The organism is Clostridium sp. AM54-37XD, from assembly GCF_003478225.1.
In the GTDB taxonomy this organism is placed as follows: domain Bacteria; phylum Bacillota; class Clostridia; order Lachnospirales; family Lachnospiraceae; genus Coprococcus; species Coprococcus ammoniilyticus.
Genome location: NZ_QUEV01000001.1, coordinates 225,191 through 237,395 on the forward strand (window position 1 = coordinate 225,191; position 12,205 = coordinate 237,395).

Annotated in this window: 11 protein-coding genes and 1 tRNA gene; 11 read left to right on the plus strand and 1 reads right to left on the minus strand. The window is 37.6% G+C overall.

The window, feature by feature from the left end; genetic code table 11:
* Positions 1-61 precede the first annotated feature (61 nt).
* From argS to DXA07_RS01015, 11 genes are all read left to right on the plus strand, one after another.
* Positions 62-1,753, plus strand: coding sequence for an arginine--tRNA ligase (gene argS / locus DXA07_RS00965; protein ID WP_117807947.1), 1,692 nt, complete (start codon positions 62-64; stop codon positions 1,751-1,753).
* 15 nt (positions 1,754-1,768) lie between these two features.
* Complete coding sequence (locus DXA07_RS00970) at positions 1,769-3,052, plus strand: hypothetical protein (protein WP_117822442.1); 1,284 nt, start codon at positions 1,769-1,771, stop codon at positions 3,050-3,052.
* Positions 3,053-3,130: 78 nt separating this feature from the next.
* A complete protein-coding gene (locus DXA07_RS00975) occupies positions 3,131-3,769 on the plus strand; it encodes a DUF6320 domain-containing protein (RefSeq protein ID WP_118482940.1) in 639 nt (212 codons plus the stop codon).
* 170 nt (positions 3,770-3,939) lie between these two features.
* Positions 3,940-4,896: an alpha/beta hydrolase gene (locus DXA07_RS00980; protein ID WP_347470671.1), complete on the plus strand. Its 957-nt coding sequence runs from the start codon at positions 3,940-3,942 to the stop codon at positions 4,894-4,896.
* A 566-nt stretch (positions 4,897-5,462) separates the two neighbouring features.
* A complete protein-coding gene (locus tag DXA07_RS00985) occupies positions 5,463-6,242 on the plus strand; it encodes an AAA family ATPase (protein ID WP_021944277.1) in 780 nt (259 codons plus the stop codon).
* 29 nt (positions 6,243-6,271) lie between these two features.
* Entirely contained in the window at positions 6,272-7,210 is a 939-nt protein-coding gene (locus DXA07_RS00990) for a ParB/RepB/Spo0J family partition protein (protein ID WP_021944276.1), read from the plus strand.
* Positions 7,211-7,229: 19 nt separating this feature from the next.
* Positions 7,230-7,763 (plus strand): DUF4446 family protein, encoded by a 534-nt coding sequence (locus tag DXA07_RS00995; protein ID WP_118482942.1) that lies wholly within the window; start codon positions 7,230-7,232, stop codon positions 7,761-7,763.
* Positions 7,764-7,894: 131 nt separating this feature from the next.
* A complete protein-coding gene (serS, locus tag DXA07_RS01000; RefSeq protein WP_117822441.1) occupies positions 7,895-9,178 on the plus strand; it encodes a serine--tRNA ligase in 1,284 nt (427 codons plus the stop codon).
* Positions 9,179-9,252: 74 nt separating this feature from the next.
* Positions 9,253-10,128, plus strand: a complete 876-nt coding sequence (locus DXA07_RS01005; protein WP_021944273.1) for a DUF3881 family protein — start codon at positions 9,253-9,255, stop codon at positions 10,126-10,128.
* Between the two features lie 68 nt (positions 10,129-10,196).
* Positions 10,197-10,270: transfer RNA gene (locus DXA07_RS01010), tRNA-Arg, on the plus strand.
* A gap of 73 nt (positions 10,271-10,343) precedes the next feature.
* Entirely contained in the window at positions 10,344-11,303 is a 960-nt protein-coding gene (locus DXA07_RS01015) for a 3'-5' exonuclease (protein WP_021944272.1), read from the plus strand.
* 143 nt (positions 11,304-11,446) lie between these two features.
* Here the strand turns inward: DXA07_RS01015 and rsmG are convergent, their stop codons facing one another.
* Positions 11,447-12,169, minus strand: a complete 723-nt coding sequence (rsmG, locus tag DXA07_RS01020) for a 16S rRNA (guanine(527)-N(7))-methyltransferase RsmG (protein ID WP_118482944.1) — start codon at positions 12,167-12,169, stop codon at positions 11,447-11,449.
* Between the last annotated feature and the right edge of the window lie 36 nt (positions 12,170-12,205).

The following is a 12,205-nucleotide window of genomic DNA, read 5'->3' on the forward strand; positions in this document are numbered from 1 at the left end:
AAAGAAAAATAAGGACATTTCCTTAATATATAAGAAAGAATTTGAAAGGACAACCTTAATTATGAAAGAAAAAATCGTAAATCTGATTGCAAATCATGTAGAAGGCATGACTGCTGAAGAAATTGCAACTTTTATTGAGATACCACCAAAGCAGGAGCTTGGCGACTATGCATTTCCTTGCTTCAGACTGGCAAAGACTATGCACAAAGCACCAAACCTGATCGCAGCCGATATCAAAGAAGCTATTGGTGATATTGATTTTCTCGATAAGATCGATGTTCAGGGCGCATATCTGAACTTCTTCGTAAAGAAAAATATCTTTGTCCAGACCATGATCGAATCAGCATTAAAGGACAACTTCGGCGGTTCCGATGAAGGTGCAGACAAGGTTATCTGCATCGATTACTCCTCGCCAAACGTAGCAAAGAACTTCCACGTTGGACACCTCAGAACTACTATCATCGGTAATTCCCTCTATAAGATCTATTCCAAACTCGGCTATAAAGTAATCCGTATCAACCACTTAGGTGACTGGGGTACACAGTTTGGTAAGCTGATCGTTGCATATAAGAACTGGGGAACAAAGGAAGCAGTTGAGAAAGATGGCGTTGCCGAGCTTATGCGTCTCTATGTGAAGTTCCATGAAGAAGCAGACCAGAATCCGGAGCTTGTAGATGAAGCAAGAGCATGGTTCAGCAAGATGGAGCATGGGGATGAAGAAGCACTCTCGATCTGGCAGTGGTTCAAGGACATCAGCCTTGTAGAATACAAACGTACCTATGACCTTCTGGGTATGGATTTTGATTATTATCTCGGTGAAAGCTTCTATCGTGACAAATGTCAGGAAGTTGTTGACCAGTTGACAAATGCGAACCTGTTAAAGGAAAGCGAAGGTGCTATGATCGTAGATCTGTCCGACTATGATATGGCTCCATGTATCGTTACAAAGAAAGATGGAAGCTCCATCTATGCAACCCGTGATCTGGCTGCTATTTTCTATCGTAAGAATACCTATCATTTCACAAAATGCTTATATGTAACCGGACAGGAACAGAAGCTGCATTTTGCACAGGTATTCAAGGTAGTTGAGCTTCTTGGAAATGACTGGGCAAAGGATTCTCTGGTTCACATTCCTTATGGACTGGTAAGCTTAGAGGGTGCAAAGCTTTCAACCAGAAGCGGAAATATCATCTATGCAGAAGATATTCTGCATGATGCAATTAAAAAGAGTTTTGAAATCATCTCAGAAAAGAGCCCGAACCTTCCTGATAAGGAAGAAGTTGCCAAGATCGTCGGCGTTGGCTCTGTTCTGTTCAATGACCTTTATAACCAGCGTATCAAGGATGTATCATTTAGCTGGGATAAGGTATTAAACTTTGACGGTGAGACCGGTCCTTATGTTCAGTACACACATGCAAGATGCTCCAGCGTTGTAAGACTTGCTGAGAATTTCGATCCTGCAAAGCCGGTTGATTACAGCACGATCTCTGAACCGGATGCTATGAATCTCTTAAAAGAGATCAGCCGTTTCCCTAAGGTTGTATCGGATGCAGCAGAGAAATACGAACCATCTGTTGTTGCAAGATTCGCTGTCGATGTTGCTCAGGCATTTAACAAATTCTATAACTCCACACGTATCAACGTACCGGAGGAAAATGTAAAGAATGCCCGTGTCATGCTGACATACCTTACAAAGAAAACTCTTCACGATGCATTAGAGCTTCTCGGAATCAATGCACCGGAAGCTATGTAAATCAGGTGATCTTTCATGTCGAAACGATTAAATAAGACTATTAAATGGGATAAACTCGATAACACTGCCAACCTGTTTCCTGTCATTGTAAGCGAAAATGTAAGCAACGTTTATCGTATTTCCGTTACATTGACAGAAGACATAGATGCAGAGCTCCTGCAAAAGGCACTGGATAAGATTCTTCCATTTTTTGATGTGTTTAATCACAAACTAAAAAATGGGATCTTCTGGTATTACTTTGAAGCAAATGAACGACCTGCTCCAAGGGTAATGCCAGAAGACACATACCCTTGTCTGTATATCAATCCCTATACAAATAATGAATATCTGTTCCGTGTTACCTACTATCAGAAACGGATCAATCTGGAAGTCTTTCATGTCTTAACAGATGGAAATGGTGCTCTTATTTTCCTGAAGGAACTGACTTATCAGTACCTCCGGTACAAATACCCGGAACTTGCTGAAAAAGCAGGTAATACCTTAAATGCAGATTCCTCGTTGGATATCGAGGACAGCTACAAGAAGAACTATATAAGACCTGCCAAACGTTCCTATAAAACGGAAAAAGCAGTTATCTTAAAAGGTGAAAAGCTGCCTTTTAATCATTTTGCTATCCTGCACGGCTATATCCCGGTTTCCGAGATCAAACAGGCGGCAGCAAAATATGGTGTAACCATCAACCAGTATCTGCTTGGAACATTTACATGGGCAATCTACAAAGAATACCTGAAAGGGCAGCCTTCCAAGCGTCCGATCAGCACCGTTGTTCCTGTAAATCTTCGCCCATATTTTAATTCCAATACAACGAAGAACTTCTTTGCCGTTGTCTCTGCTTACTTCAAGCCGGAGAAGGATACTTATACATTTGAAGATGTTCTGCACATCATCGCAGATAGTCTGAAGGAACAGATCAATAAAGAAAATCTGGAGAAGCTGTTATCCTATAACGTTTCCAATGAAGTGAATTTTATTATCCGTGCCGTTCCGCGTGTCTTTAAGAGCATCGCCATGCGCCGTATTTATAAAGCTTCATTAAAAGCAAATACATCAACGATCACCAACCTTGGAGTTGTATCCGTTGATGATATATATAAGGAATATATCGACCGCTTCCATGTCGTTCTGTCGATGTCCAAAGGACAGTTCATCAAAGGAAGTGTCATCAGTTATAAGGATACACTGGTCTTCACCTTCAGCTCTGCCATTCGTGAAACATTTATACAGAAAGAATTTTTCCGCCAGATGGTTCGGGATGGGATTCATGTATCGATAGAAAGTAACGGGGTGTATTATGAGTAAATGTAGACGTTGTAATATAGATGTTCTGGATCACTCCCTTTCATGCCCTTTATGTAACGGAGTCTGGAATATGATCCGGTGAAAGATCCGGAAAGCGAAAAAGACTTTCTTGACCATAGTCAAGAAACTGGTGAAAAGTCAAAATCTGTTATGTATCCGGACATCACACCTGCAATGCGTCGTATGCGATTTGTTATCAAACTGACAATTTTTTGCAGTATTGTTGTAGAAGGAATCCTGATCCTGATCAACTACCTGACATATTCAAAGGTCAAATGGTCAGCTCTTTGTGGAATCGGACTTGCATATGCCTGTTTTTCACTGATCTATTCATTTAGGCACAATAAGAGTCATCGAAAAAAAATGCTGGTACAGGCAATTTTCATCATGCCCGTTCTTGTATTGATTGATTATATCCTTGGATATACCGGGTGGTCAATTGACTTTGCAATACCTTGTGTTATTGCAATGCTTGACATTGCAATTCTTGTATTGATGATTATTAATACTGAAAACTGGCAATCCTATATTTTATTACAGGTATATATCATTATTATCTGTGTGATCCTGACAATACTTATGCTTACCGGAAAGTTCTTCAAACATGATTTCTTTATGATCATTGCAGATATTATGAGTGCTCTGTTGCTCGGTGGTACACTGGTGTTCGGAGATCGACCTGCAACAACAGAACTAAAACGTAGATTTCATGTATAGAATTATATTTCAGGCATAGATATTATTTTATAAATGACATCACAGATAATATTCTACAAATATAAATATCTTAAAATACAAATTATCTTATAGTAAAAGCAGTGCCAGCAATTATTTTTCGTTGTGCACTGCTTACTATTAACTAAATTTAGAAAGAGAGATTTTATTAAATGGCACTTTTAGATAAATTAACCTCTGGTTCTTCTACTCCTCCTGATACTTCAGGAATGAGCAAACAGGCAAAGCTTGTATGTGAACTGGTCGCTGATTTTAACAGCAATAATCTTCTTACGCAGATCAGAAATAACAATCGTTCCAAAAGCGACATTGATAAAACATACAAATATCCCGATCACTTTACCAGTGAATTGATTGAAACTAAAAACTTCAAAATGGAACTGTTAAAGTGGAAAAATTCTCATAATCCATATGTTGTCCTGCAACTTCATGGTGGTGGTTATGTTGGAGCTTTTAAAACACAGTATCGTATGTTTGCCGGATTATATTCGGAACTTGGAAAAGGTGCATCCGTCTTATCCATTGACTATAGGGTTGCTCCTGAAAATCCATATCCTGCAGCATTAAATGATGCTTTATATGCATATGATTGGCTGCTAAATCATGGATACTCGGAAAACCATATTATTCTTGCTGGTGATTCTGCAGGTGGCGGACTGGCTATGGCTCTCTGCCATTATCTTACAGACCGTGACCGTATTCTTCCTGCCGGAATCGTAGCTATGTCACCATGGACAGATCTGACTGCAAGCGGATCATCCTATACAGAAAACTTTGAGATTGATCCTCTCTTTGGCAATACAAATGAAAGTCTGATCTATAACAGTGTATATCCCGGAAATCACGATCTGACAGATCCATATATTTCACCATTGTTTGGAGATTTCACTGGTTTTCCTCCAATGCTGATTCAGGTTGGATCAAATGAAATGCTTTTATCCGATTCTGTTCTGGTTGCTGAAAAAGCCAAGTCACAAGGTGTAAAAGTACGCTTATCCATCTACGAGAACATGTTTCATGTATTTCAAATGGGTATGACTCTTATGCCCGAGTCCAAAAAGGCATGGGTGGAAGTTTCCAAGTTTTTAGAGCAAATGATGGTGTTATAGAATGTTTCACGTGAAACACTCTATATAAATTTTTTCAACATTTTTCAAAATAATAGTAGATATTTCTACACAATGGTGTTATAATAAGACTATCGAAGGCGCAGTCTACGTTTCGATAAGATTGATGTGACTACACATGATATAGCAAAATTTAATCCCCCCCTTTTTTTAAATTGCTCTTTCCGGAGCCGCTATATTATGTTACGTCACATCTTTCCTTTTTTATTAGCCTATTACAAAATTCCCGTTCTACTGATTATTCAATAATTAGTGTAACGGGATTTGTAATATATAGAGATATTTTCATTTCATTAATCCTATTATAGTGATATAATGGAACACGGAATCAATAAACAAACATTTAATCTGTTGGCATAATACAATAAAATTACATATTATGAAAATCATATATATTATATGAATAAAAGATATAGAAAACAGCTACATGTCTTCTTTAGCTAATAATCACTTAATTATATTATATAATATGTATGTTCACATATGTAGAGAAAACAATTATTGGAAATATAGAATGTTTCACGTGAAACATAAAAGGAGAATATCAAGTGGGAAGAATTATCGCAATAGCCAACCAGAAGGGTGGCGTAGGAAAAACTACAACTGCAATCAATCTTGCGGCATGTCTTGCAAAAAAAGGAAAGAAAGTCTTAGCAATTGACATGGATCCACAGGGAAATATGACCAGTGGACTTGGAGTTGATAAGAATTCCCTTGAGTACAGTGTTTATGATATGTTAAACGGTGACTGCAATTTAGGCGAATGTATGCTTATCGACGTTTACCCTGATATCAAAGGACTGAATCTTCTCCCAGCCAGCAGAGAGCTTGCAGGTGCAGAAGTAGAATTTGTTACAGTGGAAGATCCACAGTATATTCTTAAAAACCATATCAAGAATGTAAGACGTAAATTTGATTATATTATCATTGACTGCCCTCCTGCTCTTGGAATGTTAACAGTAAATGCCTTAACAGCAGCCAATACTGTATTAGTTCCAATTCAATGTGAGTTCTTTGCATTAGATGGATTATCCCAGTTAATTTACACCGTTAATCTGATACGGAAACAATTAAACAGACTACTTACGATTGAAGGGATTGTATTTACCATGTACGATTCCCGTACCAATCTGTCAATGCAGGTTGTAGATAATGTAAAACAAAATCTGAATCAGCATATTTACAACACTATTATTCCAAGAAATGTTCGTCTGGCTGAATCCCCAAGCTATGGAATGCCAATCATTGCATATGATCCACGATCTGCCGGAGCTGAACATTATATGATGCTGGCTGATGAAGTCATAGCAAATGATTATTACAAATAAAAATCAAATGACTCACAGGAGGAAATAAAATGCCTGTAAAAAAAGGCTTAGGCAGAGGTCTGGATCAGTTAATTCCTACAAATGATCCACCAAAGAGTAAATCAAAATCTGCTTCCAGTGGGACAACAAAAACTGTCACAAAAGAAGTTGTGAAGGAAGTTGTAAAAGAAGTAGAACAGAAAATTAAAATAACACAGATTGAACCAAACCAATCACAGCCAAGAAAGCAATTTGATGAAGATGCTTTACAGGAGCTGGCTGATTCTATCAAACAATACGGAGTATTAGAGCCTCTTATTGTAACAAAAAAAGGAAAGTTCTATGAGATTATTGCCGGTGAAAGAAGATGGCGTGCTGCCAGGATGGCCGGAATAAAGGAAATACCTGTTGTAATCCGAGAATACACAGACCGTGAAATTATGGAGATTTCTCTCATAGAGAATATTCAGCGTGAGGACCTGAATCCGATTGAAGAAGCAATGGCATATGAAAGTCTTATCAACGAATACAGTCTTACACAAGAAGAAGTAGCTGAAAAGGTTTCAAAGAATCGTTCAACGATTGCAAACTCTCTTCGACTTCTGAAATTATGTGATGAAGTTCGTCAGATGATCATTGAAGACAAGCTGACAACCGGACACGCCAGAGCGTTAATTCCGATTGAGGATGCTGCTCTACAGACAGAAGCTGCAAACTTTATATTTGATAATAAATTAAGTGTTCGTGATACAGAAATCTATGTCAAGAAACTACTTAGTGCACCAAAAGAACCAAAGCAGAATAATGTAGACACAAAAGATCTTTCTATCTTCTACAATGATATTGAAAGCCGTCTGAAAAATATTCTGGGTGCAAAGATTGAAATCAAATCAAAAAACAATGATAAAGGAAAAATTGAAATAAATTATTATTCTCAGGAAGAATTGGAAAGAATAACAGAGATGTTATATTCTATTCACAGAGAATAATTGGAAAGGAAATATCAGAATGAACAGTTCTTTACTAGATAAGATTGGTATTGACCCTGCCATTATTTTAATCATACTTCTTGTACTCGTCATCGTTTTATTTGGACTTGTATTCTATCTTATGGCGAATATAAAGAAAAGAAATAAAGATATCAAACGCCTTTTAAGTGGTAAAACGGCAGGTGATATGGAAGAAATTATATTGGATCGATTTGCTGAAATGGATGCTGTGAAGAACAATTCCAAGCGGCTTACAAAAGAACACAAAGAGATCCAGGAAACACTTGCAGCATGTATCAGCAAAATCGGATTAGTCAAATATGATGCATTTGAGGGAATGGGCGGAAGTCTTAGCTTCGCAATTGCATTTCTCGACAGTCGTAACAATGGTGTAGTTTTAAATTGTATGCATTCCAGAGAAGGATGCTTCGCTTATGCAAAAGAGCTGATCAAAGGTGAATCCTATGTAGCTCTTTCTGATGAAGAAAAAGAAGCCATTGAACGTGCAAAAACGCTTGATGAAGAGATTGCTGATATTATGGAAGAAGAATAATAAATCATAATAAAAAACAATTAAATATAATAAAAAATAATTATAATTGACTATAGTCAAAAAAATATAAAAGCATGTGAGAATAAGTATAAACAACCTTATTCCATATGAACCAGGAGGAATATCAAAAAATGATAGACATTAAATTTTTAAGAGAGAATCCAGATGTAGTAAAACAGAACATTAAGAACAAATTTCAGGACAGCAAACTTCCACTTGTTGATGAAGTAATTGAACTTGATGCCCAGGCAAGAGCAACTCAGCAGGAGGCTGACGATCTGAGAGCGAATCGTAATAAGCTCTCCAAACAAATCGGTGCATTAATGGCACAGGGCAAAAAAGAAGAAGCTGAAGGAGTAAAAAAACAGGTAACAGAACAGGCAGAACGCTTATCTGAATTACAGGAAAAAGAAACTGAACTTCAGGCAAAAGTAAAAGAGATCATGATGGTAATTCCAAATATCATTGATCCATCTGTTCCTATTGGTAAAGATGATTCCGAAAACGTAGAAATTGAACGTTTTGGTGAGCCGGTTGTTCCTGATTTTGAGATTCCATATCACTCAGAGATCATGGAACATCTTCATGGACTGGATCTTGATTCAGCAAGACGTGTAGCAGGAAATGGTTTCTACTATCTGATGGGTGATATCGCAAGACTTCATTCTGCTGTTATCTCTTACGCAAGAGATTTCATGATTGACAGAGGATTTACCTATTGTGTTCCTCCTTTCATGATTCGAAGTAACGTCGTTACAGGTGTTATGAGCTTTGCAGAAATGGATGCCATGATGTATAAGATTGAAGGCGAAGACCTCTACCTGATTGGTACATCTGAACATTCCATGATTGGTAAATTCATCGATCAGATCATTCCGGAAGAAGAACTTCCAAAGACACTTACAAGCTATTCACCTTGTTTTAGAAAAGAAAAAGGTGCTCATGGTATTGAGGAACGTGGTGTATACCGTATTCATCAGTTTGAGAAACAGGAAATGATCGTTGTCTGCAAACCGGAAGAAAGCAAAATGTGGTTTGATAAATTATGGCAGAACACCGTTGACCTCTTCCGTTCACTTGATATTCCTGTACGTACATTGGAATGCTGCTCCGGTGATCTTGCAGATCTGAAGGTTAAATCACTGGATGTAGAAGCATGGTCTCCACGTCAGAAAAAATACTTTGAAGTAGGAAGCTGCTCAAATCTGGGTGATGCTCAGGCAAGAAGACTTCAGATCCGTGTAAAGGGTGAAGACGGTAAGAAGTATCTTGCACATACCTTAAACAACACTGTTGTTGCTCCACCTAGAATGCTGATTGCTTTCCTTGAGAATAATCTTCAGGCAGATGGCTCTGTAAGAATTCCGGAAGCACTCCGTCCATACATGGGTGGAAAAGATAAGATTGAAGCTTAATTCCATATTTATTAATTAAATATACTTTTTTGACCATAGTAAAATAAGTTAAGAATCAGAAAGGAGGTGTCTGTGTGCACAGTTATTTACGTTCCATTGGATTTTCCGACATTAAAAACAGACGGCAGTTAACTCCGATCACAAAGGAGATCATTGCCAACCCAACAACAAAAAACATTGTAACTGTTGATGCAGACACCCGTCTGGTTCAATTAAATAAGGACTTTGGAAAACACTTCGGTATCTCTCTTGTCGGAGAAATGGACATCGATAATACCATTTCATTTGAATACTATTTTCCCTATGTCCGCAGTTCTTTCATTATGAATCAGGAACGGATCTATATAGAAAAACATGGTGATAAAGAATCCTATGCCGGTGTCTGTGAAGACTATAATCTGGGCATGACACTTATCTTCTTTCTGACAAATATTTCTGATTATGCAAATACAAAATGGATGAACTATTCCAACCATCTGATCACTAAGGCTTATATGTCCGGACTGTCAACAAGCGGTAAAGTTATTCTTGATATTGAACAGCTTCCACCTGCAAACAGAGAACATAAATGTTCCTCTGTTAATCGAAACAAACTGATCGAAGCTGCCAGACAAGGAGACCGTTCCGCCATGGAAAGCCTTACATTAGATGATATGGATATCTATACACAGGTAAGTCGCCGTGCACATTACGAAGATATCCTTTCTATCGTAGAAACGAATTTCATGCCATATGGCATTGAAACAGAACATTATTCTATCATAGGAAATATTCTGGACTGCAGCCTGTGCGAAAATGATTATACAAAGGAACCTGTATACCTTCTGAATGTGGAAACAAATGAAATGCTGATGGCTATAGCGATCAATGAAAAAGATCTGCTCGGTACACCTGCTCCAGGTCGCCGGTTCAAAGGCGAAATCTGGCTCCAGGGAAATGTTATTTTTTAAGAAATTGACATTTCTTACATTCTTGGGTATCATAGTAATGTTGGGTTTATAATATATTTTCCCCTTCTGCATTTGTAGCTCAGCAGGATAGAGCGTCCGCCTCCTAAGCGGAAGGCCGTGGGTTCGAATCCCGCCAGGTGCATTTTAGTGCATATAAATTAATTTGAAAGTATACGACAGTTATTTTCATATAACAAATCAAAGGATCAATACACATGAACTATATCGTAATGGATCTTGAGTGGAATCAAAGTTATTCCGGTCATATCGGAGAACATCCCCGAATGCCGTTTGAAATAATCGAAATCGGTGCGGTTAAAGTAGATAAGAACTATCGCATCATTGATGAATACTCCAGTTTGATAAAACCCCGGATCTATAAAAAATTACATTCAAAAATCAGAACCATTTTAAATTATGATGAAACGGATCTGGCAAAAGGAAGAGGATTTAAAGAAGTCTGTACGGAATTTCTGGAATGGTGCGGTAAAGATTATATCTTCTGTACCTGGGGTCCCATGGATCTTACCGAATTACAGACAAATATGGCTTTCTACTATATGGACAAGCTTCCTCGTCCTTTGAAATTTTTAAATCTTCAGCAGATATATGCAAACATGGTCGACCCAACCGGTTCTACCGTCAGTAAACTGGAAAAAGCAGTTGCAGATTTTAATATACCGGAAGATGAACCTTTTCATTCTGCTGTAAACGATGCCAGATATACCGCTCTTGTTTTAAAAGAGATGCATCCAAGAAATTTGAAAGATTTATACAGCTTCGATCTGTATATTCATCCTACAAAAAAGGAAGAGGAAATTGTAGCCATACATAATAATCAGTATGAATACATTACAAGAGAATTTTCAAGCAAGCAGGAAGCAATGGACGATAAAGATATTGCCTGTATAAGATGCTACAAATGTAACAAGAAGATCAATAAGAGGCTTGAATGGTTTTCAAACAGTCCGTCTTCTTACATCTGTGCAGGGAAATGCTGGCACCATGGTTATTTCAGTGGAAAGATAAAATTTAAACCACTTGATAACGGAAAATACTATGTTGTTAAAACAATTAAACCAATAGATAAAAACGGTGTTGAAGCTATCAAACAAAAACAGACAGAAATTCGAGAGAGACGTAAAGAAAAACGGCACACTCGTGCTACAAGATAATATTCTAACATTTGATAATAAAACGAACAGATCATTTTTCTGTATATTTTCCTAATAAAAATGGAGCAGGTTTACAAATACCTGCTCATTTTATATAATGTCTTTCATTGATATTATATATTTTTCATTTCTACTATACTTTTTTATTTTTCTTTCAATCCAAGAGGCTTCTTTGTCACTGTTCCTGCTTTTCTTGGATACTCCTCCGGTGTTGCTGCCATCTTCTTTACAAATACAAAGCAACGCTCCATATCCGTATCCGGGATCGTTGTATGGAAGATATTTTCCACCTGTCCTCCAAGGATACGAATCGCCTTTTTTCCTGCATGTATCTCTTCATCCAGTCCGGATGCCTTATATGGAATAAAATATCCACCTGTCTTAACAAATGGCATACAAAACTCTGATAAAGAGGATAAATTTGCAACCGCTCTTGATACCGCAAGATCATACTTCTCACGATACTGTGCATTTCTTCCACCATCCTCAGCTCTGCTGTGAATAGCTTCTATATCGTCCATCTCAAGTGTCCGGATAACCTCATTTAAGAACTTTACACGCTTATTCAGGGAATCCATTAATGTTACCTTTAAACCCGGAAAAGCGATTTTAAGCGGTATTCCGGGAAATCCTGCTCCGGTCCCTACATCTATGACTGATAAAGATTCATCCAGCTTTTTATATTTTGCAAGCAGAAGACTATCTGCAAAATGCTTTATAATGACATCTTCCTTCTCTGTGATGGCTGTCAGATTCATAACCTTATTCCACTCTACCAAAAGCTCATAGTATCTCTGAAACTGCTCTAACTGATGATCATTTAATTCAATATCTATCTTCTTTACTACTTCATATAGTCGATCCATATTTATGGTATCCTTTCTATATATTTCTGAACATAT

What these genes read in the sequence shown, in the direction of transcription:
- argS (WP_117807947.1), top strand. Translation starts at nt 62, where the DNA reads ATGAAAGAAAAAATCGTAAATCTGATTGCAAATCATGTAGAAGGCATG.
- DXA07_RS00970 (WP_117822442.1), top strand. Translation starts at nt 1,769, where the DNA reads ATGTCGAAACGATTAAATAAGACTATTAAATGGGATAAACTCGATAAC.
- DXA07_RS00980 (WP_347470671.1), top strand. Translation starts at nt 3,940, where the DNA reads ATGGCACTTTTAGATAAATTAACCTCTGGTTCTTCTACTCCTCCTGAT.
- DXA07_RS00990 (WP_021944276.1), top strand. Translation starts at nt 6,272, where the DNA reads ATGCCTGTAAAAAAAGGCTTAGGCAGAGGTCTGGATCAGTTAATTCCT.
- DXA07_RS00995 (WP_118482942.1), top strand. Translation starts at nt 7,230, where the DNA reads ATGAACAGTTCTTTACTAGATAAGATTGGTATTGACCCTGCCATTATT.
- serS (WP_117822441.1), top strand. Translation starts at nt 7,895, where the DNA reads ATGATAGACATTAAATTTTTAAGAGAGAATCCAGATGTAGTAAAACAG.
- DXA07_RS01015 (WP_021944272.1), top strand. Translation starts at nt 10,344, where the DNA reads ATGAACTATATCGTAATGGATCTTGAGTGGAATCAAAGTTATTCCGGT.
- rsmG (WP_118482944.1), bottom strand. Translation starts at nt 12,169, where the DNA reads ATGGATCGACTATATGAAGTAGTAAAGAAGATAGATATTGAATTAAAT.